The sequence below is a fragment of the Variovorax sp. GW823-FHT04F07 genome, assembly GCF_058795995.1.
The window spans coordinates 352,646-375,735 of record NZ_JBXAIG010000003.1 but is presented as its reverse complement, the minus strand read 5'-3'; the positions used below and the strand labels follow the sequence as shown (position 1 = coordinate 375,735).

General features: G+C 66.4%; 21 protein-coding genes and 1 tRNA gene. 16 read left to right on the top strand and 6 right to left on the bottom strand.

Annotated elements, in window-relative coordinates:
• Positions 1 to 36: 36 nt before the first annotated feature.
• Positions 37 to 597, bottom strand: a complete 561-nt coding sequence (locus tag AC1RAA_RS17055; protein ID WP_492731100.1) for a thermonuclease family protein — start codon at positions 595 to 597, stop codon at positions 37 to 39.
• 100 nt (positions 598 to 697) lie between these two features.
• Here AC1RAA_RS17055 and greB point away from each other — a divergent pair, with 100 nt between their 5' ends.
• Positions 698 to 1,279, top strand: coding sequence for a transcription elongation factor GreB (greB, locus tag AC1RAA_RS17050; protein WP_492731102.1), 582 nt, complete (start codon positions 698 to 700; stop codon positions 1,277 to 1,279).
• A 13-nt stretch (positions 1,280 to 1,292) separates the two neighbouring features.
• On the opposite strand, the gene AC1RAA_RS17045 is transcribed toward greB, so the two are convergent.
• The 4 genes from AC1RAA_RS17045 to AC1RAA_RS17030 form a co-directional block, all read right to left on the bottom strand.
• Positions 1,293 to 3,536, bottom strand: a complete 2,244-nt coding sequence (locus AC1RAA_RS17045; protein ID WP_095746649.1) for a RelA/SpoT family protein — start codon at positions 3,534 to 3,536, stop codon at positions 1,293 to 1,295.
• Between the two features lie 93 nt (positions 3,537 to 3,629).
• Entirely contained in the window at positions 3,630 to 3,833 is a 204-nt protein-coding gene (rpoZ, locus tag AC1RAA_RS17040) for a DNA-directed RNA polymerase subunit omega (RefSeq protein ID WP_013543330.1), read from the bottom strand.
• A gap of 31 nt (positions 3,834 to 3,864) precedes the next feature.
• Positions 3,865 to 4,485, bottom strand: a complete 621-nt coding sequence (gene gmk / locus AC1RAA_RS17035; RefSeq protein ID WP_062476362.1) for a guanylate kinase — start codon at positions 4,483 to 4,485, stop codon at positions 3,865 to 3,867.
• Between the two features lie 14 nt (positions 4,486 to 4,499).
• Positions 4,500 to 5,423, bottom strand: a complete 924-nt coding sequence (locus AC1RAA_RS17030; protein ID WP_492731104.1) for a YicC/YloC family endoribonuclease — start codon at positions 5,421 to 5,423, stop codon at positions 4,500 to 4,502.
• Positions 5,424 to 5,514: 91 nt separating this feature from the next.
• Here AC1RAA_RS17030 and AC1RAA_RS17025 point away from each other — a divergent pair, with 91 nt between their 5' ends.
• From AC1RAA_RS17025 to AC1RAA_RS16990, 8 genes are all read left to right on the top strand, one after another.
• On the top strand, positions 5,515 to 6,522 hold the full coding sequence (locus AC1RAA_RS17025; protein WP_056573330.1) for a serine/threonine protein kinase: 1,008 nt from the start codon (positions 5,515 to 5,517) through the stop codon (positions 6,520 to 6,522).
• A gap of 5 nt (positions 6,523 to 6,527) precedes the next feature.
• Positions 6,528 to 7,436 (top strand): PP2C family protein-serine/threonine phosphatase, encoded by a 909-nt coding sequence (locus AC1RAA_RS17020; protein WP_062476311.1) that lies wholly within the window; start codon positions 6,528 to 6,530, stop codon positions 7,434 to 7,436.
• Positions 7,437 to 7,480: 44 nt separating this feature from the next.
• Complete coding sequence (rph, locus tag AC1RAA_RS17015) at positions 7,481 to 8,212, top strand: ribonuclease PH (protein ID WP_492697481.1); 732 nt, start codon at positions 7,481 to 7,483, stop codon at positions 8,210 to 8,212.
• A gap of 67 nt (positions 8,213 to 8,279) precedes the next feature.
• Positions 8,280 to 8,879 carry a non-canonical purine NTP pyrophosphatase gene (locus tag AC1RAA_RS17010; RefSeq protein WP_062476318.1) on the top strand — a complete coding sequence of 200 codons (600 nt, stop codon included), beginning with the start codon at positions 8,280 to 8,282 and terminating at the stop codon, positions 8,877 to 8,879.
• A gap of 3 nt (positions 8,880 to 8,882) precedes the next feature.
• Positions 8,883 to 10,145 (top strand): radical SAM family heme chaperone HemW, encoded by a 1,263-nt coding sequence (gene hemW / locus AC1RAA_RS17005; protein ID WP_492731106.1) that lies wholly within the window; start codon positions 8,883 to 8,885, stop codon positions 10,143 to 10,145.
• 32 nt (positions 10,146 to 10,177) lie between these two features.
• A tRNA-Ser gene (locus AC1RAA_RS17000) sits at positions 10,178 to 10,265 on the top strand.
• A gap of 1,061 nt (positions 10,266 to 11,326) precedes the next feature.
• The gene (locus AC1RAA_RS16995; RefSeq protein WP_492731108.1) at positions 11,327 to 12,556 is read left to right on the top strand and encodes an AAA family ATPase; all 1,230 of its coding nucleotides are present in this window, start codon (positions 11,327 to 11,329) and stop codon (positions 12,554 to 12,556) included.
• Positions 12,553 to 13,224, top strand: coding sequence for a DUF4276 family protein (locus AC1RAA_RS16990; protein WP_492731110.1), 672 nt, complete (start codon positions 12,553 to 12,555; stop codon positions 13,222 to 13,224). The genes AC1RAA_RS16995 and AC1RAA_RS16990 overlap by 4 nt, the downstream gene beginning before the upstream one ends.
• 410 nt (positions 13,225 to 13,634) lie before the next feature.
• Here AC1RAA_RS16990 and AC1RAA_RS16985 read toward each other — a convergent pair whose 3' ends face one another.
• The gene (locus AC1RAA_RS16985; protein ID WP_492731112.1) at positions 13,635 to 15,323 is read right to left on the bottom strand and encodes an InlB B-repeat-containing protein; all 1,689 of its coding nucleotides are present in this window, start codon (positions 15,321 to 15,323) and stop codon (positions 13,635 to 13,637) included.
• Between the two features lie 171 nt (positions 15,324 to 15,494).
• Between AC1RAA_RS16985 and AC1RAA_RS16980 the strand changes: the two genes are divergently transcribed.
• The 7 genes from AC1RAA_RS16980 to AC1RAA_RS16950 all read left to right on the top strand — a co-directional run bounded on the left by AC1RAA_RS16980 (position 15,495) and on the right by AC1RAA_RS16950 (position 23,038).
• Entirely contained in the window at positions 15,495 to 15,887 is a 393-nt protein-coding gene (locus AC1RAA_RS16980) for a hypothetical protein (protein ID WP_492731114.1), read from the top strand.
• Positions 15,888 to 15,991: 104 nt separating this feature from the next.
• Positions 15,992 to 16,600: a response regulator transcription factor gene (locus AC1RAA_RS16975; RefSeq protein ID WP_492731116.1), complete on the top strand. Its 609-nt coding sequence runs from the start codon at positions 15,992 to 15,994 to the stop codon at positions 16,598 to 16,600.
• The gene (locus tag AC1RAA_RS16970; RefSeq protein ID WP_492731118.1) at positions 16,597 to 18,456 is read left to right on the top strand and encodes a sensor histidine kinase; all 1,860 of its coding nucleotides are present in this window, start codon (positions 16,597 to 16,599) and stop codon (positions 18,454 to 18,456) included. The genes AC1RAA_RS16975 and AC1RAA_RS16970 overlap by 4 nt, the downstream gene beginning before the upstream one ends.
• A gap of 198 nt (positions 18,457 to 18,654) precedes the next feature.
• On the top strand, positions 18,655 to 19,620 hold the full coding sequence (locus AC1RAA_RS16965) for a sugar-binding transcriptional regulator (protein ID WP_070062041.1): 966 nt from the start codon (positions 18,655 to 18,657) through the stop codon (positions 19,618 to 19,620).
• 99 nt (positions 19,621 to 19,719) lie between these two features.
• Positions 19,720 to 20,376 carry a DUF2291 family protein gene (locus tag AC1RAA_RS16960; protein ID WP_492731121.1) on the top strand — a complete coding sequence of 219 codons (657 nt, stop codon included), beginning with the start codon at positions 19,720 to 19,722 and terminating at the stop codon, positions 20,374 to 20,376.
• Entirely contained in the window at positions 20,373 to 21,908 is a 1,536-nt protein-coding gene (locus tag AC1RAA_RS16955) for a sugar ABC transporter ATP-binding protein (RefSeq protein WP_492731123.1), read from the top strand. Before AC1RAA_RS16960 ends, AC1RAA_RS16955 begins: the two co-directional genes overlap by 4 nt.
• A 26-nt stretch (positions 21,909 to 21,934) precedes the next feature.
• A complete protein-coding gene (locus tag AC1RAA_RS16950) occupies positions 21,935 to 23,038 on the top strand; it encodes an ABC transporter permease (protein WP_492731125.1) in 1,104 nt (367 codons plus the stop codon).
• The last annotated feature ends 52 nt before the right edge of the window (positions 23,039 to 23,090 follow it).

The following is a 23,090-nucleotide window of genomic DNA, read 5'->3' as shown; positions in this document are numbered from 1 at the left end:
CCTTTTTCTTTGGCCGGTCATTGCACCGTGCCCGCATCAAGGACGCGCCGGTCGCACGTCCTTCCAGAGGCCGGCCCGCTTGGCCCTGGCTTCTTCCTCCGCGAATTCATACTGCCCGCGCTCCTGGGGCGACAGGCGTTGCGCCTGTGCGGGCTGCCAGCGCGCCAATCCGACGGTCAGCAATGCCAAGCCTGCGTCGAGCGTCCTCGGGCCGTTGGGTGCCGAGTCCGGCGTCACCATCACGCGGCAGATGCGCTCGCGGGCATGGGATGTGGACGCGTCGCAGTCGACGTTCGCTGGCTTCAGGCGGACCATGTCGTGCATCTTCTGTCGGGCCTGCTCGGCGAAGGGCTGCCCGGGCTTCGGCGCCTCGATGCCCTGCAGGCGCACACGACGCCACGCACTGGCGCTGGCCGCGTCGCCGCAGCGGGCGGTGAGGGTGTCGCCGCTATGGATGCTCACGACGAAGCAGGTCTGCGTCCTGGCGTGGGTGTCGAAGGGAAGAAAGCCCAGTACGGCAGCAAGGACCGTGAGAGCGTACAAATGAAGCCCCGCCGAGGCATGGCGACGGCATGGGAAATGTCCGGTGGCGATCACGGGGGGGCTCCTGTCTCCTGGGCATAGCGGTTGCGGCAAACTCACCGGCTTGTAGGGCGCGGCAAGGGCGCCCAGTATTTCCGATTTGAAGGGCTCTGCATTGAACAAGGCATTCACCAAGGAGTCGGACGCCGATGCGGACGACGACGATGACGGCGCAGGCGGCGCCGCATCCGCGCTGCCGGCGGGCAGCAAGAACTACATCACGCCCGAGGGTTACGCGCGCCTGCGCGACGAGCTGCTGCAGCTGATGGACGAGGAGCGCCCCAAGGTCGTGGAGGCCGTGCACTGGGCTGCGAAGAACGGCGACCGCTCCGAGAACGGCGACTACCTCTACGGCAAGAAGCGCCTGCGAGAGATCGACCGGCGCATCCGCTTCCTCGGCAAGCGGCTCGAGATCGCGGAGATCACCGACCCGTCGGTGCACCATGGTCGCGACCAGGTCTTCTTCGGCGCCACGGTCCGCTATGTCGACGAGGCCGGCGACGAGCGCAGCGTCACGATCCTCGGCATCGACGAGGCCGCGAGCGCCAAGTCGGAGGTCAGCTGGATTTCTCCCATCGCACGCGCGCTGCTCAAGGCGCGCGAAGGCGACGTGGTGAAGCTCGTGACACCCGGCGGGGCGCACGAGGTGGAGATTCTGTCGGTGAGCTATCCGGCGCCGCGCACGCCGGCGAACTGACGAGCGAGCGAGCTCAGGGCGCCGGAATCGTCCGCGCCGCGGTCAGCACCGACGCGGTCCGGCGCGCGGCGCGCAGCACGGCATCGAGGTGCGTGCGGTCGCGCACCGCGATCACGAAACGCAGGTCGGTCGAATCCTGCGGGGTCTCGTCGGCCATTTCCACGTGCGTGATGTCAGCCTCGGCGTCGGCCAGCGTGGCCGCCACGCGAGCCAGCACGCCCTTGTCGTTGCGCACGGTGATGACCACGCCGGTCTCGAAGGCGCGCGTGGGCTCGTCGGCCCATTCGACCGCGAAGAAGCGCTCGCTGTCCTTGTTGCGCAGGCGCTGGCCCACGCCGCAGTCGTCGGTGTGCACCACCAGCCCTTCGCCGTGTCCGAGGTAGCCGACGATCTGGTCGCCGGGAATGGGCCGGCAGCACTGCGCAAAGCGCACGGAAGAGTTCTCGCTGCCATCGAGCGTGACGGCGCCCTGCGACACGGCCTCGTGCGACGTGAAGCGCTCGCGGCTCAGGAGGAGGGCGTCGGGGCGCTCGCCGATCTCGGCCAGCAGCGCCATGAGCCGCTTGGCGACGATGCTGGCGATGCGCTTGCCCAGGCCGATGTCGGTCAGCAGCTCGGCGCGGGTGCGGTTGCCGGTGAAGCGCAGCAGCTTCTCCCACAGCGCCTGGTGTTCGTCGTCTTCCTCGGGCAGCTTGCCCAGGCCTTCGGCGCGCAGCGCCTGCGCCAGCAGCTTCTCGCCCAGGCCTTCGGACTCGGCATGCGCCAGCGTCTTCAGGTAGTGGCGGATCTTGGAGCGTGCCCGGCCGGTGCGCACGAAGCCCAGCCACGCGGGGTTGGGCGTGGACACGGGCGCGGTGATCACCTCGACCACGTCGCCGTTCTTCAGCTCGGTGCGCAGCGGGACCTGGTCGCCGTTGATGCGCGCGGCCGAGGTGTGGTCGCCGATGTTGCTGTGGATGGCGTACGCGAAGTCGACCACCGTGGCGCCACGTGGCAGCGCCATGATCTGGCTCTTGGGCGTGAAGACGTAGACGGCGTCGGGAAACAGGTCGACCTTGACGTGGTCCCAGAACTCGGCGGCGTCGCGCGTCTCGTCCTGGATGTCGAGCAGCGACTGCAGCCACTTGGTGCCCAGCCGGTCGTTGCTCGCGGCATTGGGCTCGGCGGCCTTGTAAAGCCAGTGCGCGGCGACGCCCGATTCGGCCACGACATGCATGGCCTCGGTGCGCAGCTGGAACTCCACGCTCACGCCGGCAGGGCCCACCAGCGTGGTGTGCAGCGACTGGTAGCCGTTGAGCTTGGCGATCGCGATGTGGTCCTTGAACTTGCCCGGCAGCGGCTTGTACATCTGGTGCAGGATGCCCAGGCCGGTGTAGCAGGCGATCACGTTCGGCACGATGAGCCGGAAGCCGTAGATGTCGGTGACCTGCGCGAAGCTCAGGTGTTTTTCTTCCATCTTGCGGTAGATGGAATAGAGCGTTTTCTCGCGGCCCGCGATGCGCAGCGTCATGCCGGCGGCGGAGAAGGCCGTCTCGACTTCTTTCTGCACCTTCTGGATCAGGTCGCGTCGTCGTCCGCGGGCCTTGGCGACAGCCTTGGCCAGCGTGGCGTAGCGCCAGGGCTTGAGGTGGCGGAACGACAGGTCCTGTAGCTCGCGGTAGGTCTGGTTCAGGCCCAGCCGGTGCGCGATGGGGGCGTAGATCTCGAGCGTTTCACGCGAGATGCGGGCCCACTTTTCGCGCGGCGCATCGGCCAGCGTGCGCATGTTGTGCGTGCGGTCGGCCAGCTTGACCAGGATGACGCGCACATCGCGCGCCATGGCCAGCAGCATCTTGCGGAAGGACTCGGCCTGGTTCTCTTCGCGCGTGTTGAACTGCAGCTTGTCCAGCTTGGTGAGCCCGTCGACCAGCTCGGCAACCGGTGCGCCGAAGCGCTCGATGAGTTCCGGCTTGGTGACGCCGCAATCTTCGATGGCATCGTGCAGCAGCGCGGCCATGAGCGCCTGGGCATCGAGCTTCCATTCGGCGCACTGCGCCGCCACGGCGATGGGGTGGGTGATGTACGGCTCGCCACTGTTGCGCAGCTGCCCGAGGTGGGCCTCGTCGGCGAAGCGGTAGGCCCGGCGCACCAGCTCGGTGTCTTCGGGGCTCAGGTAGTCGAGGCGGGCCGTCAGCGCAGCAAAACTCGCGGCGGCCGCGTTCAGCGCCGCCGGACTCGGTTTCGGCGTGGGGGACGGAGGTTTGGCGACCGCGCTCATGGCTACCACTTTAGCGTGACCGCTCTGTGGACGCGTCCAGACGTAAAAAAAGCACCGCAATGCGGTGCCTTTTCGTTGCGGGGCTGCGTCAGATCAGCCCGGCACTTTCTTGAGCATCTCGATGCCGATCTTGCCTTCGGCGATTTCGCGCAGGGCCGTGACGGCGGGCTTGTTCTTGCTCTCGATCTTGGGTGCGTGGCCTTGGCTCAGCATGCGCGCACGGTACGTGGCGGCGAGAACGAGCTGGAAACGGTTCGGGATCTGAACGAGACAATCTTCGACGGTGATGCGGGCCATGATGAATTCTTTCGGTCGGTGAGCGGGGATTTCAAGGGATGTTCAGTGCGGCGAACGTATCGGCACGGGCTCTGCGCTGTGCGGAATACCGCAGCCGCTGCGCGTGGACGATCGCCTTGAGATCGAAAAGCGCGCGCTCAAATAACTCGTTGATTATAACGAAATCGAATTTTCCGGCCTGGGCCATCTCTTCGGCCGCGTTCTTCAGGCGCAGTTCGATCACCGCCGCGCTGTCTTCGCCGCGCCGCTCGAGGCGGGAGCGCAGCTCTTCCCAGCTGGGCGGGAGGATGAAGATCATGACCGCGTTGGCAAAGGTCTTGCGGATCTGCAGCGCGCCCTGGAAGTCGATTTCGAGGATCACGTCGGTGCCCAGGGCCACCCGCTCCTCGACCGCCTTCTTCGACGTGCCGTAGCGGTGGCCGTGCACGTGGGCCCATTCGACGAAGCCGTCGGCCGCGATCAGGGCGTCGAACTCGCTCGGGGAGGCGAAAAAGTACTCCCGGCCGTGCTTTTCCTGCCCGCGCGGGGGGCGCGTGGTGTGGGAGACCGAGGGCTGAACGGCCGAGTCGAGCTCCATGAGCGCCTTGACCAGGCTCGATTTGCCGGCGCCGCTGGGCGCGGCGACCACGAAGATATTGCCGGGGTAGTCCATGGGTAGGCTCGTCGTCATTCGATGTTCTGCACCTGCTCGCGCATCTGTTCGATGAGGACCTTCATGTCCACGCCGATGCGCGTGAGTTCCAGGGCTGCCGACTTGGAGCCCAGGGTGTTGGCTTCGCGGTGCAGTTCCTGGATCAGGAAATCCAGCCGCTTGCCGATCTCGCCGCCCTTCTTGAGCAGCCGCTCGATCTCGTCGAGGTGCGAATTCAGCCGCGTGAGCTCTTCCGCCACGTCGATGCGGATCGCGAAGGCGGTGGCCTCGGTCAGGGCGCGGTCCTGGGCGGCTTCGGGCAGCGTGCCGCCCGTGCCGGCGGTCAGGCCCATGGCCTCCTGCCAGCGTTCCAGGAAGCGGGTGCGCTGCTGTTCGACCAGCTGCGGCACCAGCGGGCCAGCCTGCTGCACCAGGGTGCGCAGCTGGGCCAGGTGGGCCTCGAGCATCTTGGCCAGCCGGGCGCCTTCGCGCTGGCGGGCCGACATCAGGGCCTCCAGGGCCTTGCCTGCCACGTCGAGCAGGTCGGGGCCCCAGTCGCCGCGCGTGGCGCCGTCGCCGCCGGCCAGCCGCAGCACGTCGGCCACGCTGAGCTCGCGGGCGCCGGGCAGCCAGGCACGGATGCCGTCCTGCACGCCGTTCAGCCGCTGAAGCAGCTTGACGGAGGGCTCGACCACGCCCGCCTGGGACGTGTTCTCGATGGCCGCGCGCACCTCGACCTTGCCGCGCTTGAGCTTGCCCGTGAGCAGCTCGCGCAGCGCGGTCTCATGCTGGCGCAACTCCTCGGGGAGCTTGAAGGTGAGGTCGAGAAAGCGGCTGTTGACCGAGCGGATTTCGACCCCGAGCCGGCCCGCGGCGGAGGGCCGTGCATCGGCTTCGGAGTGGCTGCCTGCGGGGCCGTTCTGGCCGCTGGCGTAGCCGGTCATGCTGTAAACTGGCATTGCGCCTCACTGTGGTTTTGCTTGCAAGCACCGAGGCGTCGGTACAGCGTTCGCTTGCCGCACCATCGCCTTCGGGCGAAACTCCCGGATTATGTCAAAGGTCAAGCCTACGCCCCTGTTGCCCGATACGGTCATTGGCGGATATCGCGTTGTTCGCCGGCTTTCCGCGGGCGGTTTCGGCGTGGTCTACCTCGCGATCGACCCGAACGGCCAGCAGGTCGCCGTCAAGGAATACCTGCCTTCGTCGCTCGCCACGCGGGGCCCCGGCGAGCTGGCGCCGCAGGTGCCGCCCGAGAAGCTGTCGCTGTACCGACTGGGGCTCAAGAGCTTCTTCGAAGAAGGCCGCTCGCTCGCGCAGATTTCGCATGCGTCGGTGGTCAGCGTGCTCAATTTCTTCCGCGAAAACGAGACCGTCTACATGGTCATGAACTACCTGGAGGGCGCGACCCTGCAGGATTTCGTGGTCACGGCGCGCGACCTGAAGCGGCAGAAGGTGTTCCGCGAATCGACCATCCGTTCGCTGTTCGACGAAATCCTGCGCGGCCTGCGCATCGTCCACCAGTACAAGATGCTGCACCTGGACATCAAGCCCGCCAACATCTTCGTCACCGACGACGACCGCGCCGTGCTGATCGACTTCGGCGCCGCGCGCGAGGTGCTCAGCAAGGAAGGCATCTTCATCCGCCCGATGTACACGCCCGGCTTCGCCGCACCCGAGATGTACCGGCGCGACTCGTCGATGGGCCCCTGGACCGACATCTACGCCATCGGTGCCTGCATCTACGCCTGCATGCAGGGCTATCCGCCCAACGACGCACCCCGGCGCATCGAGAAAGACCGCCTGAGCCTGTCGCTCTCGCGCTTGCGCGGCGTGTACTCCGACAACCTCATCGAGGTGGTCGAGTGGTGCATGTCGCTCGACCCGCTCTCGCGCCCGCAGTCGGTGTTTGCCCTGCAAAAGGAGCTCAGCCGCGAAGGCGAGCGCCGCTACACCAAGCTCACGGTCGGCGAAAAGGTGCGCCTGTCGATCGACAACATCCGCTCCTTCGACAAGAAGAGCCTGCCGCGCGCCGCCGCGCCCACCACCCGTCCGGCCTGATCGACATGAAGTTCTCCGTGTTCCAGGTCAGCCGCAAGGGCGGCCGTCTCAAGAACGAAGACCGCATGGGCTACTGCTACACGCGGGAGTCGGGCCTGTTCGTGCTCGCCGACGGCATGGGCGGTCATCCTGAAGGCGAAGTGGCGGCCCAGCTGGCGCTGCAGACCATCGCCGCGCTGTACCAGCGCGAGGCCCGCCCCACCGTGAAGGACGTGAAGGCCTTCCTGGCCGAATCGGCCATGTCGGCGCACCAGCAGATCATGCGGTACGCGAGCCACAAGGCGATGCTCGACACGCCCCGCACCACGGTCGTCGCGGCCGTGCTGCAGAACGCGACCGCCACCTGGCTGCATTGCGGCGACTCGCGCCTGTACGTCGTGCGTGACGGCCGCCTGCTGACCCGCACGCGCGACCACTCGCATGCCGAGCGCCCCAAGCCCCACGGTGCCACCGACGCGCCCGTCAACCGCAACCTGTTGCTGACCTGCCTGGGCTCGCCGACCACGCCGCTGTTCGATGTGTCGGCGCCGCTGCCGCTGCAGCGCGGCGACCGCCTCATGCTGTGCTCCGACGGCGTCTGGGGCGTGCTCGACGACGCCGTCATCGTGCACACCCTGTCGTCCGGCAAGCCCGTGTCCGACGCCGCGCCCGACCTCGCCGAGATGGCGCTGCGCAAGGGCGGCGCCCACAGCGACAACGTGACGCTGATCGCGCTCGAATGGGAAATGCCCGAGACGCCCGGCGACGACCGCGGCGTGTCCACCGAAACCATCGACGACGGCGTGTTCGCCTCGACCATCCAGGCTGGCATGCCGTCCGACAGCGAGATCGACGACCTCGACGAAGACGCGATCGAACGTTCCATCGCCGAGATCAACGAAGCCATCCGCCGCTCCGCTGCACGCAAAACCTGAGCGCGCAGTTTCCCTTTTCTTCTTTCGGTTTTCTCTTTCAAAAAATGACTGCTTTCACACGAAGCGGCGGCCGCGCCGCCGATCAGCTGCGCCCCGTGCGCATCACCCGCGGCTTCACCATCCACGCCGAGGGCTCCGTGCTCATCGAGTTCGGCCAGACCCGCGTGCTGTGCACCGCCTCGGTCGAAGAAAAAGTGCCACCGCACAAGAAGGGCAGCGGTGAAGGCTGGGTCACGGCCGAATACGGCATGCTGCCGCGCGCCACCCACACCCGCAGCAGCCGCGAAGCCGCCAAGGGCAAGCAGACCGGTCGCACGCAGGAAATCCAGCGCCTCATCGGCCGCTCGATGCGCGCCGTGTTCGACCTCGCCGCCCTGGGCGAACGCACCATCCACCTCGATTGCGACGTGCTGCAGGCCGACGGCGGCACGCGCACCGCGGCCATCACCGGCGCCTTCGTGGCCGCACAGGACGCCGTCGACAAGCTGCTGGCCTCTGGCGCCCTCAAGACCTCGCCCATCAAGGGCCACGTGGCCGCCATCTCGGTGGGCATCGTCGACGGCACGCCGCTGCTCGACCTCGAGTACACCGAAGACTCGGCCTGCGACACCGACATGAACGTCGTCATGACCGGCGCCGGTCACTTCGTCGAAGTGCAGGGCACGGCCGAAGGCGTGGCCTTCACGCGCGACGAAATGAACCTCCTGCTCGGCCTGGCCGAGAAGGGCATTGGCGAACTCGTGAGCCTGCAGCAGCAGGCCCTGCTTTCGAACTGAACGACGACTACAACCAACGAGCCACTGGCGCCCGTTCATCGGGCATCACAGCCATCTTTGACTTTCCATGAAACTGGTTCTGGCTTCCAACAACGCGGGCAAGCTCGCCGAACTCCAGCAGCTGTTTGCCGAGCTGTCCGTCACCCTGGTGCCGCAGTCGGCACTCGGCGTGGGCGAGGCTGAAGAACCCTTCCGCACCTTCGTCGAGAACGCGCTCACCAAGGCGCGCCACGCCAGCGCCGCCACCGGCCTGCCGGCCATTGCCGACGACGCGGGCCTGTGCGTCGATGCCTTCGGCGGCCTGCCGGGCGTCGACACCGCCTATTACGCCACGCAGTTCGGCTACGCCAAGGGCGACGCCAACAACGTGAAGGCGCTGCTCGAACAGCTCGACGGCGTGGTCAACCGCCGCGCCGCGCTCGTCAGCACGCTCGTCGCGCTGCGCAGCCACGACGACCCCGAGCCGCTCATTGCCGTTGGCCGCGTGGTCGGCGAGATCGCGCCCGCGCCCATCGGCGACAACGGCTTCGGCTTCGACCCCGTCATGTACCTGCCGACCTTCGGCAAGACCTTCGCCCAGTTGCCGCCCGACGTGAAGAACGCCAACAGCCACCGCGGCCGCGCCGCGCAGGCCATGCTCGCCCTGATGCGCGAGCGCTGGTTCTGACCCATGGCCACCGTCTTCCCGATCCAGCCCGCCCAAGCCGGCGGCGCTCCCCAGGCCAATGACGTGCTGCACTGGATGCGCCCCGGCCCGCTGCAACTCGCCGCGCTGCCGCCGCTGTCGCTGTACATCCACCTGCCGTGGTGCCTGCGCAAGTGCCCCTACTGCGACTTCAACTCGCACGAGTGGCGCGCCACCAGCGAGGCCGACATCGACGGCCTCCCCGAAGCCGCCTACATCGACGCGCTGATCGCCGACCTCGACGCCGCGTTGCCGTTGATCTGGGGCCGCACCGTCCACACCATCTTCATCGGCGGCGGCACGCCCAGCCTGTTCTCGCCGCAAGCCATCGACCGGCTGCTGGGCGACGTGCGCGCGCGCCTCAAGCTCGCGCCCGAGTGCGAGATCACGCTCGAGGCCAACCCCGGCACCTTCGAGCGCAACCGCTTCCGCGCCTACCGCGCGGCCGGCGTCACGCGCCTGTCGGTGGGCGTGCAGAGCTTCAACGACGAGCACCTCACGGCGCTGGGCCGCGTGCACGACCGCGCCCAGGCCATCGCCGCGGTGGAAGAGGCCGCAAGCGCCTTCGACACCTTCAACCTCGACCTGATGTACGCCCTGCCGGGCCAGACCATGGAAGGCCTCGACGCCGACCTGACCCAGGCCCTGGCCCTCGCGCCGCCGCACATCTCGATCTACCACCTCACCATCGAGCCCAACACCTGGTTCGCCAAGTTCCCGCCCACGCTGCCCGAGGACGACATCGCCTACGCGATGCTCGACCGCATCACCGAGCGCACGGGCGCGAACGGCATGTCGCGCTACGAGGTCTCGGCCTATGCACGCGACGGGCACCAGTGCGCGCACAACCTCAACTACTGGCAGTTCGGCGACTACCTCGGCATTGGCGCCGGCGCGCACAGCAAGCTGAGCTTTGCGCACCGCATCGTGCGGCAGGTGCGTTATCGCGAACCGCGCCTGTACATGGAGAACGCGCGCGCTGGCATGGCCGTGTCGCAGAGCGACGAAGTGGCGCTGGCCGACCTGCCGTTCGAGTTCATGCTCAATGCCTTGCGGCTGAAGCAGGGCTTCACGCTGCCCCAGTTCAGCGAGCGCACGGGCCTGGCGATGACGTCGATCCAACGCGGCTTGGAAGAGGCCGAGCGCAAGGGGCTCGTCGCGCGCGACCTGTTCCGCGTGTGGCCCACCGAGCGCGGACTCGACTTCTTGAGCGACCTGCAGACGCTGTTCCTGCCCGATGACGAGTAAGGCCGCGCCGTCAGCTTAAAATCGACGGTTCCGGAGAGTTGGGTGAGTGGTTTAAACCAGCAGTCTTGAAAACTGCCGACGTGAAAGCGTCCGTGAGTTCGAATCTCACACTCTCCGCCAGCTATCGACGTTTGGCCAGTTCGAAATCCGTACCCGTCCATAAGTCCATCTGCCGTCAGTGCGATTGATTGGGGCAGCATGAAGTGATTGGGAGCTTGCTCGGCAGCTTCCCATTGTCGATCTGGCTAGGCCCGTAGGGGCCGCAACTCGTGCGGGCTGCCGCTTGGTTACTGGCATCCGTCTAGTGCACCGAGTTTCGAATGGGCATCGTCGACAAAAAGCCCGTTCATTTCTAAGACCGATTAGAAGACTCGCATCGCTGAAGGGCTGCTCACCTCGAGAGGGTCGAGGTTTTCCCTGTATGCGGGGAATGATATCTCCGTGCTCTACGGGCGGGGGGCGGTCGAGGGGTTCAAGGAATGGAACCTCTTTTGGCAGAGCCAGGTTGGTGACCAAGACCACCTGAAGTACCTCAGAAAGTGCAGTCTCTAGTGAAGCTGCTGCCTGTGTGTGATTGCTCCGGTACTGAGCACCACATGTTCCACTTTTTGATGAACGACTTGTAGTCGTGACCTGTTCCGTTTCGACGGCGCGCTTCGTGAGTAGCACTGAACTAGTGACGAAATGAGCGGTGACGTGGTAGCGCGATTCCCCAGTCGTCGCGGGCGAGAAGCTTGCTTGCGAATCCATCCTTACCAAGTCGTCCGTCATTTACTCCTCTGTTTGTTGAGGTGGTCATGGGAGGTCTTGGCGACGCACGGAATTCTGACGCTCGATCAAAAGAGTGTCTGATGAGGAATTGGGGGCAGGCAATTGCGTTGCACACTACGTAGATCGGATTGCGTTTGGCACTTCTCCCTTTTTGCACTTCGAGGCAGATAGTTCTGGCCAATCTATTTGCACGAAGATTTGACTTCAAGCTAGTCTCTGGTCAGAACGGCGAGTGTTGCGTCGGTCCAACGGGCAGCCCTCTTTTTCCTCGGTAGGAATGAGAAAGACCGGCTGGCAGCTCTCGCTGGGTTCGCGCGAAAACTAGCGGTAAAGGCTCTTGCGTTCGACGGATGAGGTAATCTACTTGCCCGGGCTACATCGGCCTACTTTGACTTGTTCCGGAAGGTTCCATGGCACGCCTCCTCGGCATCCATATCAAAAATTTCCGCGCACTAGCGGACGTCAGTTTTGGCCAAGTTCAGTACAGTAGGGGTACACCACTTCCGCGCCTTACCTGCCTAATAGGTCCGAATGGCTCGGGGAAATCCACTGTCCTCGATGCGTTTGGATTTGTCGCGGACTGTCTGCTTGACGGAGTAGAAGCAGCGTGCGACAAGCCTTGGCGTGGCGGCTTTGACCGTCTAAGGACGCAAGGTGTAAATGGCCCTATTTCGTTTGAGATTTTCTTCGAAGCGGGCGATGCCTCGCGGCCAATCGTCTATCAATTGGTTGTTGACTTAGTTGATGGCGTACCTGCAGCTGTCGAGGAGACATGCCGTCAACGTCGCGAGGGTGAGACGTTGGGGAAGCCCTACTATTTTCTGAAGCTGAAAAGAGGGAAGGGCAAGGTCTGGGCAGGTCAAGCAGTTGGTCAAGTAACGGAAAAGTCTCGCGATTCCCATTCGGTCACGCTTGCCAATCTGGACAAACTCGGCATTGCGACGCTTGGCAATCTTTCCGAACACCCTCGCATCGTTGCGCTTCGCGCTTACATCGAACAGTGGTACCTATCATATTTTGTTCCCAATGCCGCTCGTGCGCTCCCCGCAAGTGGTGCTCAGCGATGGCTGGATCGCGAGGGGTCAAACATCGGAAATGTCTTGCAGTACTACCAAAGACAGTATCCACAACAGTTCGAAGCGATTCTGGGTCGCCTTGCACGAGCGATCCCGGGGCTGAAGAAGATCACACCGGAACCGAGCAAGGATAAGCGACTACTTCTGAAGTTCGATGAGCAGGGCTACAAGGATCCATTCTTCCAGCACAGCATGTCAGATGGCACGCTGAAGATGCTTGCGTACGCTGTGTTGCTCGAAGATCCAAATCCGAGACCATTCATCGGCATAGAGGAACCGGAAAACGGACTCTACGTTCGGCTGGTAGAGCGATTGGCTAGCCAGTTCTCCAGTCGAACTACTGACCAAAAGCTAACGACACAGATGCTCGTGACCACGCATTCGCCTTATTTTGTCGATGCTCTTCAGCCGACCCAGGTGTGGCTCATTCGCAAAGGTCCTGACGGCCACGCTCAAGCAATCCGTGCAGCTGATGTACCGACCATCGCGGCTATGAGTGAGCAAGGTATCCCGCTTGGCTCGCTTTGGTACAGCAATCATTTGGACGACGGTGCGCCGGAATGACTATCCATGTCCTAGTTGAAGGACCGTCTGAGCGTGCATTTCTTGATCGTTGGATTCCGCGGCTTCTTCCGGCCCAAAATATTCGTGTGCATCCCCATCAAGGAAAAGGTTCATTGCCAAAGGTTGTCGACGCTCCTCCGGATTTCAAGAGGCGTGGGCTTCTCGATCAACTGCCTGCCAAGCTGCGTGGCCTCGCGGCGGCATTGAACCCGAGTGCTGATGGCGTACTTGTTCTGCTTGATGCGGATGAGGATGATGTTGAAGGGCTTGCAGGCAATATCAGTGCCGTTGCCAGACACTGTGCACCTCAACTTCGTGTTGGTGTCAGCGTCGCGGTTGAGGAGATGGAGGCCTTTTATTTGGGCGATCTGCGGGCGCTTAGGCGTGCCTATCCAGGTGCAGATATGGGAACTGCACGAGCGTATCTGCCTGACTCAATTTGTGGAACATGGGAGCTGTTCGGTCAGATCGTGAACGATGGAGGCGGAAATAAGGTCGCATGGGCGGAAGCCATGGGACCCCATGTGACGACGCTAACGGCGGAGAGTCGCTCTCCTTCCTTCCGGAATTTGATTCAGACGATCTCTTCGCTTGTGCCTGCACCGCCAGTTGTACAGAAGAAGCGCCGGCACCACCATCCCGCAAAGACCAACAAGGGCCGAGGCTAGTACAGCGGGCAGGCCTCCAAGAACTCCGCTCGCTCTCAACTACGGGGCGTAGATTGCACCTAAACCAGATGTAAAGGCGTTGCATCATCGGCAATCGGCAGAAATGTCGATCGGGTCATCGTCATTCATCGGGGGCCGGCAGACGTGGTGAACGCTTGGAGTCGGCCGTCGGTGCTGCTAGATGCTCAAAGACCCACATCATCTACATGCCCATCAAGACTCATGCGATCCGGCAAGATGGTCCTACGTTTCTTGAAAGTGACGCTCGGCGCTAAGTCATCGAGAGTCTTGCCACTATTGAGTCTGTGCGTGGCGTTTCGCCCGCTCCAGCTTAGTGGGCACACTTCCGCCGTCGGTCTCCTATCCATGCGGGTCGTGATGGGGCAAGCCATTTCCCCCTCACGTACTCCTTATCTCCCTGACTCATACCGCCGCACCAGAATGCGCGTCCCACTCGCAGCCTCAAATTGCTGCCAAGCCAGCACCGCATCCCCCACTTCATTCATCGCCAGATCCGGCGAAGTCGCAATCTCATCCGTGCCCTCCTGAGCCACCGGCGTCCCCCAGCCATCCGCCAGCGTGTGCCGAGCCGCGTAGAGATCGCTGGTCCCCACCCCATTGCCCTGCGCCCACGCCACCAACGCATTGGTCGCATCGTCCACACCCAATGCGGGCAAGCTCGCCAACGCCTGTGAAGCCGCCGCCCTCACCGCACGGTCCGCGCCGAACGCCGCGCCCGGCACCGCCGTCGCCGCCATGAGCGCGTTGTCCAACTGCCCCCAACTCACGACCGCCGCACCCGCCGCATTCATGCGCAGCACGGGCGTGCTCAACAACGCCTGCGTGGCGACGAACGGTGCGCCCACCCGCGCGGTGCCGCTCTGCCATGCACCCGCCGAGAAGCGCTTGAACCACACGGCGCTCTCCCACTGGTTGCTGCCGCCGGGCAGGTCGGCCTGGCCCCAGGCGAGCAACGCGTTGCCGGCGGCGTCGATCGCCAGGTCGTGGGCACCTATCGAGTGGCCGGTGCCGGTGTCGGGCACGAGTTCGGTGGCCGTGGTCCAGGTGCCGCTTGCGTTGGCGCGGTTGGTCCAGAGCGAGGCGCTGCTGCCGTCGGAGCGCTTCCATACGGCGACCGATTCGCCCGACCCCGCGACCACGACGGCCGGGTCGCCGTCGACGCTGCCCACGACCTCGTTGATCTCGATGAGCGCGGCGGTGCCCCAGCCGCCGGCCGGGGTGTAGCGGTTGGCGTAGATGCTGAAGCGCGTGCTCGGTCCGATCTGCGACCACACGGCGACGGCGTTGCCGTTGGCGTCGATGCCCACGCTGGCGTTGCCGACGATGCCGGTGCCGGTCTCCAGCAGCGCGGGGCTGCCCCAGCCGCCCGCGGGGTCGACGGGCAGCGCCCACAGGTCGTAGCCGGTCACGGAGCTCAGCTGGGTCCACAGCACGACGGCGCGGCCGCTGGGCTTGTCGATGGCGATGCGGATGTCACGCACGCCGCCGGCGTTGGCCTCGAGGCGTTGCGGTGCGGTCCAGCCGCTGCCGGGCAGGTAGCGGCTGCCCCACAGGCGGTCCACCTGCGGGTTGCCTTCGATCTGGCGCCACACGACCAGCGCGCGCCCCTGCGCATCGATCGCGGTCTTCGGCAGGCTGGCGCCGCCGGCAGATAGCGCCGCTGCATCGCCCCAGCCGATCACGGGCGGTGCCGCCACGAAAGTGGCCGTCACGTCGAGCGCGGCGTCCATCCGCACGGTGCAGGTGCCGGCGTTGCCGCTACAGGCGCCGCCCCAGTTGCCGAGCACCTGTCCCGCGGCCGGCGTGGCTGCGAGGACGACTTCGGTGCCCGCATTGAAATCCGCACTGCAGCGATCGGTGCAGTCGATGCCCGCGGGCTGCGATCCGACGCGACCGTTGCCGGTGATGCCGACCTCGAGGCGATGGGTCACGGCCGCCGGCGGGGGCGCGGGCGGGAAGATGCCCAGCGGCGGCAACGCGCCGCCGCCTGATCCGCCGCCACCGCCGCCGCAGGCCGCCAGCAGGGCCAGCGCCCCTGCGCACACCATCCACCGTCCGTAGCTGCTCGTCTTCGTCATGTCCGTGTTCCTCCTCGTCTGCTGGCGCCGGGGCCCGGCGCCTTCTGTGCTTGCTTGTTCGTTCAAGAGGGGCGGATCGTAGGGACGGCTGCGCATGCGGCCCATAGCACCTTCGGGCACCTGCCCGAAGGTGCTATGGGCCGTTGCAAGGTGTCCCGATAGGCTCCTTGCATGACCTCTTCACGAACGCTCTTCGGCCTGCCCTGGCTTCTCGCGGCCGCCGTTCTGGCAGGCGGATGCGCTTCGCATGCCGTGACCGACGACGCCATCGTCACGAACACCTCGCGGGCGCTGGGCCTGCCGCCGCAGGCATTCACGATCTCGAACCGGGCCGACAGCGGCGTGCAGACGACCTTCCAGGCGCGCACCGACGGTGGACGGGTCTACAGCTGCTACGTGGAGGGTTCGGTGTCGGTCGTCGGTCGAGTGGTCAGCGACGCGATCTGCCAGGAGATGCGCCAGAGCGACGCCCCCGCGTCCGCGCGCCGCTCCGCCACGAGGCCGGCGACCGCTCCCGCACCGGCCTGCAATGCGCTGCTGCGCGCGGCCGGTCGTTGCAACTGAGGCTTCGCGAAGGCCGATGCGGCACCGATGCGCCGGCGTGGACAACAATGGCGCCCTACGAGGAGAGGGCGCGGGCCGGGCCCGCACCCGAGGATCACGGCACCATGAAACTCCTGCTTGTCGACGATCACCCGCTGTTCGGTGTCGGCTTTGCGCATGCGCTGACGCACGCCCGCCCCGACTTCGAAGTGCAGACCGCGCTCTCGCTGGCCGAGGGCGTGGCGCGTGCCTCGCAATGCGCGCCCGACATCGTGCTGATCGACTACCGCCTGGGCGGTGAAGACGGCCTCGAAGGCCTGCGCCTCTTCGGCGCCCGGCATCCCCTCGTGTCGCGCCTGATGATCTCGGGCGACGAAGAACCCGCGCTCGCCGCGCGCGCACGCGCCGCGGGTGCGGCCGGCTTCATCGGCAAGTCGCGCTCGGTGGCGCACATCGCGGCGGCGTTGGACGAGGTGGCCGCCGGCGGCGAGTCTTTCGATGTGCTGCCCTCGCGCACCGGCCTGCCGGTCGCAAGCCTCACGCCGCGCCAGCTCGAAGTGCTGCTGCTGGTGGCGCAGGGCCGCCAGAACAAGCAGATCGCCGCCGAGCTGGCGATCGCGGAGCGCACGGTCAAGCTCCACATCACGGCGCTGCTCGACACGATGGACGCGCGCAACCGCACCCACCTGCTGGTCCAGGCGCGGCGCGCGGGGCTGTGGCTGGAGCCGCGATGAAGCCTTCGGCTCCTGCCGCCCTCGCACCTCCGCTGAAAGCGCCGCGCGTCCCTGGTGTGCGCGGCCTCATCGCCGCGTGCCTGCGCTTCTCGGACCTCCAGCTCCAGCAGGTCGAGCAGATGATCCGCACCACGCCCTGGGCGTGGATGCTGGCCGCGCTTGGCGGGTACCTGTGCTACCGCGAATACGCGACGGGCGCGGACGGCGCGCGCATGCAGGCGTGGTTCGCCGTCTACTGCTTTCTCGTGGCCGTGCGGGGCGGCATCTGGGTGGCATGGGCGCTGCGGCCCGGCCTTCGATCGAACCTCGCGGCGATGGCGTTGCCCCTCATGGCCAGCAGCCAGAGCCTGGCCTTGTCGTGGGGCGTCTTGTGCGTCCTGCTGCAGAACGACGGGCCGGCGCAGGCCGAGGCCATCCTTCACATCACGATGGTCACTGTTTCGCTCGGTGGGGCGATCCGGCTCTCGACGATGGAGCGGTCGGCCATCGTCTATGTGGGCCTCATCCTCGGCCCGCTGGTGCTGCGCGACATCTGGTTCGGCGGCAGCTACCACCTGGCCATGGCGATGATCGTGACGCTGATCGGTGTCTACACGCTGCTGAGTTCCAGGGAACTGTCGCGCGCGCTGCACGAGATCCAGGCGCAGCGCCGGCGCAATGCCGAACTGGTGACCGCGCTGAGCGCCGAAAACGAGCGCAGCCGCTCGGCCCGCCAGACCGCTGAAGAAGCCGTCGCGGCGCGCATGCGTTTCTTCGCTTCGGCCAACCACGACCTGCGCCAGCCGCTCAACGCCATGGCGCTGCTGGCGCAGACGCTGCACACGGTCAGCACGCAGCCGCAGGTGCAGGCGCTCTCGGAGCAGCTGGTGGCCTGCGCCGACGGCATGACCGACGTGGTGGACGACCTGCTCGACATCACGCGCGCCGATGCCGGATCGATCAGCCCGCAGTGGTCGCTCTTCGCCATCGACGAGTTGCTGCGCGACTGCTGCCGGCCGCACCAGGCCGTGGCTGCGGCCAAGGGGCTGACGTTCGAGCTAGCCATCGACCCCGCCACCGTCCGAAGCGACCGCGCCTTGCTCACGCGTGTCGTCACCAACCTGCTGGCGAACGCCATCCGCTACACGCACCAGGGCACGGTGCGGATCGGCGGCCGGGTTGACAACGGCCGGCTGCGGCTGGCCATCGAAGACACGGGCATCGGCATCGCGCCCGAGCATTTGCCGCACATCTTCGACGAGTTCTATCAAATCGATAACCCCGCGCGCGACCGCCGCCTGGGCTACGGCCTGGGCCTCGCGACCGTGAAGCGATTGAGCGAGCTGCTCGACCTGCGCATGACCGTGCGCTCGCAGCCGGGGCAGGGCAGCGTGTTCGACGTGCAGGTGCCATTGGCGGATGCGGCCGAGAGCGATCGGGCGGACGACGTCGAACGGCTCGCCGCGTCATCGACCGCCGCACTGGCGGCGCGCGTGCTCGTGCTCGATGACGACCAGAGTTCGTTGCAGGCGCTTCAAGGGCTGTTGGCCTCCTGGGGCGCGGAGGTCCGCGCCGCGAGCGACATGGCGGGCGCGCTGGCGTGCCTGCAGGCGGGCTTCCGGCCCGATGCGCTGGTGGTGGACCTGCGGCTCGGCCTGCAGGCGAGTGGCCTGCAGGCCATCGCGGACCTGCGCCTTGCGTTGAACGAGGCCGACCTGCCTGCGTTGATCGTGACCGGTGACGTCGGCGGCGATTCGCAGGCGGCTGCGCGCGAGGCTGGCCTGCCGGTGCTCGTCAAGCCGGTGCGGCCCTCGCAGCTTCGCGCCTTCCTGGGCCATGCGCAGGCCTGGAGGCGGACTGGCGTCTCGAGCGAGTAGCCGAAAACCCCGGGCGATTCGCTTCGCGCCGGGTCTCATCCTCCCCATCTATTGCTCCGCCTGGTCAGGGCGCCGCGTGTGTGATGGCGCGGGAAAACACCGAGGGCGCGTTCGTTGACTGGCCCACTCGCAATCCCTAAAGTTCATCCATCTGATCAATTGAGCAGATGAAGATCAAATGTTCACAAAATACACGACATGGACCCCGAACTGAGTCTTTCCATCCGCGCCGCATGGCTGGCCTATGTGGGCGGCCACACGCAGGAGCAGATCGCCGAGCGGCTCGGCGTGTCGCGAGTCAAGGTGCAGCGGCTGATCGCTTCGGCCATGCAGAGCGGGCTGATCAAGTTCTTCGTGGAAGGTGTGCCTGCCGAATGCATGGCGCTCGAAGACAAGCTGGTGGAAGCCTTCGGCCTGAAGCGCTGCGTGGTCGTCCCGACCACCCAGGCCGACCTGGACGATGCGACCGATGCGATCCCCGCGCTGGCAGTGGCTGCCGCACGCCAGCTGACCCGTGTCCTCGACGCCGGCGAGGTGCGCACCATCGGTGTGGGCCACGGTCGCACGCTGGCTGCGATGGTCGAGCGGATGCCCGCGGCGAATCGCAAGGACACGCGCTTCATCTCGCTCCTGGGCAGCCTCACGCGCCGCTCCGCCGCCAACCCGTTCGACCTGATTGCCAAGCTGGCCGAGCGCACGGGCGGTGAGTGCTACTTCATGCCGGTGCCGTTCCTGGCCGACAGCCGGGCGGACGCGCAGGTGCTGCGCGCCCAGCGTGGCGTGCAGCACGTGCTCGAGCTTGTGCGCGAGTGCCAGCTCTGCGTCGTCGGTGTCGGCGACCTGGGGCCGGACACCCATCTGCTGCGCACCCAGTCGGTCACGGCCAAGGAGCTGGCGGCGCTGCGCAAGGCGGGGGCGGTCGGCGAACTCGCCGGCTGTTTCGTGGCGTCGAACGGCGAACCGGTGAAGTGCGAGATGAACGAACGCGCGGTCGGTGCGTCGCTGGACGACCTGCGCGGGCGCGACGTGCTCGCGGTGGCCGGTGGTACGTACAAGGCCGAGGCGATCTGCGCGGTGCTCAACACCGGCCTGATCACCGAACTCATCGTCGACGAGGCGACCGCGCAGCTGTGCCTGCGCCACCAGGCCGGTCAGCGTCGCTGACCGCGCCGCCATCTTCCGGCCGTCGGAGTCGGTGCCCATAGAGCGCCAACGTCGACCGGAATAGACAGGTTCAAGAAGATCAACAGGGAGGAGGTTCGCATGGGCGCCCAGCTCGAAATTTCCGCGCGCAGACCGTTCCGTCTGCGGACGTCGGCCTGCGTGTGGACGGCGGTGCTCCTGCTGTTGTGCGCGGCGATGGCGCTGGACACCAAGGCGGTCCGCATCGGCTCCAGCGAAGACGCACGGGTCGACGCGTTTTCGGCCGAGGCCTACGGCAAGAAGGCATTCGCGCCCATTCGGGCCCTGATCGAGAAGGCGGCTGTCGACGCCCCGGTGCTGGCGCAGGCCCTCGCGGCGGACAAGGCGGCAGCGGGCGAGACCTACGGCAAGCCCGGGAGCGTCGGACCGATCTTCCCGGTCCGGTTCACCGGGACGGTCGGCGAGGGCCGTGCGGGCATCTTCACGGTGGCGGTCGATGGCCTGCCGCAAGGGTTGCAGCTTCGCGTGCAAACCGGGCCGGCCCTCAACGGCACCGAGGTGCGGGACGCGACGGGCACGGTGGCCTTCGGTCAGTTCACCAACCAGATCGACTATCAGGACGCGGGCTCGGCACTGAACAACGAGGTCAAGGCGCAGGTGCTCGGCACGCTCGACCGTGACGCGCTCACCGGCAAGAAGGTCGACGTCGTCGGTGTGTTCCAGCTCATCAATCCGTCGAGCTGGCTCGTCACGCCCGTGCGGCTGGGCGTGCAATGAGCGCCGCTGGCATCGCCCGTCATCCCGACAGCGCGATCGTGCTGTCGGCGCGGAACATCGCCAAGTCGTACGGCAGCGTGCAGGCGCTCAAGGGCGTGAACTTCGACATCCACCGCGGACAGGTCACGACGCTGTTCGGTGAAAACGGCGCCGGCAAGTCCACGCTGATGAAGATCCTCTCGGGCGTGGTCACGCCCACGTCGGGCGACATCGTGCTCGACGGTGTGCCGGTCGTCCTGGCGTCGGCCGCCGACGCACGCGAGCGCGGCATCTCGATCATTCACCAGGAGCTGAGCCTGGCACCGAACCTCTCGGTGCGCGACAACGTCTTCATGGGCCGCGAGCTGCGCAGCGCCACCGGCGTCGACTTTGCCGAAGAGGCGCGGCGCACGCGGGCGCTGATGGCGGAGCTCGAGGAAGCGATCGATCCGCTGACCTTGGTCGAAGACCTGCGCCTCGGGCAGCAGCAGATCGTCGAGATCGCGCGGGCCCTGTCGGTCAACAGCCGCATCCTGATCATGGACGAGCCCACGTCGGCGCTCTCGGCGACGGAGGTGGAGGCGCTGTTCAAGGTGATCCGCGACCTCACGGCGCGAGGGGTGTCGATCGTCTACATCTCGCACCACCTGGAAGAGGCACTGCAGATCACCGACCACGCCGTGGTGCTGCGCGACGGTGCCATGACCGCCAAGGCGCCGCGCGCCGAGATCGATCTCGAATGGATCGTGCGCCACATGGTCGGCGAGAACTTCGATCTGGGCAGTCCGCCCGGCGGCTACGACTTCGGCCAGATCGCGCTGGCCATCGAGGACGCCGTCCTCACCGAAAGCTCCGGCGCCGACGTCGTCGACCATGTGTCGCTCGACGTGCGGGCGGGCGAAATCGTCTGCATCTACGGGTTGATGGGCGCGGGGCGCACCGAGCTGCTGGAGGCCGTGGCCGGCCGTTGCGCACTCGACGGCGGGCGCGTGCTGCTCGAAGGGCAGGACGTGTCGAGGCTGAGCATCGCGCAGCGCATCGCCAAGGGCCTCGCGCTGGTGCCCGAAGACCGCCAGCGCGACGGCCTCGTGCAGACGATGAGCGTGGGCCAGAACCTCTCGCTGGCCAGCATCGGCGCCTTCGTTCGCGGGTGCTTCACATCGCCGGCCCGGGAGCGTGCATGCGTCGACGAATCGATCCGGCGCGTCACCGTCAAGACCCGCGGTGGCCAGGCGGCCATCGGATCGCTGTCGGGCGGCAACCAGCAGAAAGTGGTCATCGGAAAGATGCTCGCCACGCACCCGAAGGTCCTGCTGCTCGACGAGCCGAGCCGGGGCATCGACGTCGGCGCCAAGGCCGAGGTGTTCCGCCTGCTCGCCGAGCGCGCGCGGCAGGGCCTCGCGGTCGTGTTCTCGACCTCGGAGGTGAGCGAATGCCTGGGCGTCGCGCACCGGATCGTCGTCATGCGACGGGGGCGAATCTCGGCCCAGTTCGGCGCCGACGCCACCAAAGAAATGATCATGGCCGCCTCGGGCGAAGCCATGGTTGCCTGAATGAAGCCTTCCGAGCGGACATCACCATGAGCGAAGCCCCATCTCCAGCACTGCCTTCCCGTCCTGTCAACGGCGGAGGCGGCGGCATTGACATCGTCCGCCTCCTGCTCGAAGGGCGCGCCTTCTTCGCGCTCATCGCGATCGTGGCCGTGTTCTCGTTGCTGTCGCCCGTGTACTTCTCGACTGGCAACTTCCTGATCATGTCGTCGCACGTCGCCATCTTCGGGCTGCTGGCCATCGGCATGCTGATCGTGATCCTCACCGGTGGCATCGACCTGTCGGTCGGATCGACCCTCGGCCTGTGCGGGGTCGTCGCCGGCTACCTGATGCAGGGCGTCACGATCGACGCGCTCGGCCTGGTGCTCTACCCGCCGGTCTGGGTCGTGGTGGTGCTGACCTGCGCACTGGGTGCCTTCGTCGGGGCCGTCAACGGCGTGCTGATCGCCTTCTTCAAGGTGCCGGCTTTCGTGGCCACGCTGGGCGTGCTGTACGTCGCGCGCGGCGTGGCGCTGCTGATCACCAACGGGCTGACCTTCAACAACCTCGGCGGGCGGCCCGAGTTGGGCAACACGGGCTTCAACTGGCTCGGCTTCGGCCAGATCCTCGGCATGCCGGTCGGCGTGCTGGTGCTTGCCATGGTCGCGGTGGTCGCGGCCGTGCTGCTGAACCGCACGGCCTTCGGGCGCTGGGTGTATGCGAGCGGCGGCAACGCACGGGCGGCCGAACTGTCGGGCGTGCCCGTGCGATTCACGACCGTCACCGTCTACGTGCTGTCCGGTGTCTGCGCCGCCATTGCGGGGCTGGTCCTGTCGTCGCAACTGACCTCGGCCGGCCCGACGGCGGGCAGCACCTACGAACTCACCGCGATCGCCGCCGTCGTGGTGGGCGGCGCGGCGCTCACCGGAGGGCGCGGCAACGTGCGCGGCACGCTGCTCGGCGCCTTCGTCATCGGCTTCCTGTCCGATGGGCTCGTGATCATCGGCGTGTCTTCCTACTGGCAGACCGTCTTCACGGGCGCCGTGATCGTGCTCGCGGTGCTGCTGAACGCCATCCGGTACGGGCGTCGGCCTGCGCGTGCCGCGACCCCGGCCGTGTCCGGCACGCCTGCCCAGCCACGGCCCACGGCCTGAAAGATTCCCGTCCGCCGCAGCCGCGGCATCTGTCCAGAAGAAACCACCAAGG

Coding starts and splice junctions, on each gene's coding strand:
- AC1RAA_RS17030 (WP_492731104.1), bottom strand. CDS start 5,423: ATGCCAGTTTACAGCATGACCGGCTACGCCAGCGGCCAGAACGGCCCC.
- AC1RAA_RS16985 (WP_492731112.1), bottom strand. CDS start 15,323: ATGACGAAGACGAGCAGCTACGGACGGTGGATGGTGTGCGCAGGGGCG.
- hemW (WP_492731106.1), top strand. CDS start 8,883: ATGGCCACCGTCTTCCCGATCCAGCCCGCCCAAGCCGGCGGCGCTCCC.
- AC1RAA_RS16955 (WP_492731123.1), top strand. CDS start 20,373: ATGAGCGCCGCTGGCATCGCCCGTCATCCCGACAGCGCGATCGTGCTG.
- AC1RAA_RS16990 (WP_492731110.1), top strand. CDS start 12,553: ATGACTATCCATGTCCTAGTTGAAGGACCGTCTGAGCGTGCATTTCTT.
- AC1RAA_RS16950 (WP_492731125.1), top strand. CDS start 21,935: ATGAGCGAAGCCCCATCTCCAGCACTGCCTTCCCGTCCTGTCAACGGC.
- rph (WP_492697481.1), top strand. CDS start 7,481: ATGACTGCTTTCACACGAAGCGGCGGCCGCGCCGCCGATCAGCTGCGC.
- AC1RAA_RS16970 (WP_492731118.1), top strand. CDS start 16,597: ATGAAGCCTTCGGCTCCTGCCGCCCTCGCACCTCCGCTGAAAGCGCCG.
- AC1RAA_RS16975 (WP_492731116.1), top strand. CDS start 15,992: ATGAAACTCCTGCTTGTCGACGATCACCCGCTGTTCGGTGTCGGCTTT.
- AC1RAA_RS17025 (WP_056573330.1), top strand. CDS start 5,515: ATGTCAAAGGTCAAGCCTACGCCCCTGTTGCCCGATACGGTCATTGGC.
- gmk (WP_062476362.1), bottom strand. CDS start 4,485: ATGGACTACCCCGGCAATATCTTCGTGGTCGCCGCGCCCAGCGGCGCC.
- AC1RAA_RS16965 (WP_070062041.1), top strand. CDS start 18,655: ATGGACCCCGAACTGAGTCTTTCCATCCGCGCCGCATGGCTGGCCTAT.
- AC1RAA_RS16980 (WP_492731114.1), top strand. CDS start 15,495: ATGACCTCTTCACGAACGCTCTTCGGCCTGCCCTGGCTTCTCGCGGCC.
- rpoZ (WP_013543330.1), bottom strand. CDS start 3,833: ATGGCCCGCATCACCGTCGAAGATTGTCTCGTTCAGATCCCGAACCGT.
- AC1RAA_RS16960 (WP_492731121.1), top strand. CDS start 19,720: ATGGGCGCCCAGCTCGAAATTTCCGCGCGCAGACCGTTCCGTCTGCGG.
- AC1RAA_RS16995 (WP_492731108.1), top strand. CDS start 11,327: ATGGCACGCCTCCTCGGCATCCATATCAAAAATTTCCGCGCACTAGCG.
- AC1RAA_RS17045 (WP_095746649.1), bottom strand. CDS start 3,536: ATGAGCGCGGTCGCCAAACCTCCGTCCCCCACGCCGAAACCGAGTCCG.
- AC1RAA_RS17010 (WP_062476318.1), top strand. CDS start 8,280: ATGAAACTGGTTCTGGCTTCCAACAACGCGGGCAAGCTCGCCGAACTC.
- AC1RAA_RS17020 (WP_062476311.1), top strand. CDS start 6,528: ATGAAGTTCTCCGTGTTCCAGGTCAGCCGCAAGGGCGGCCGTCTCAAG.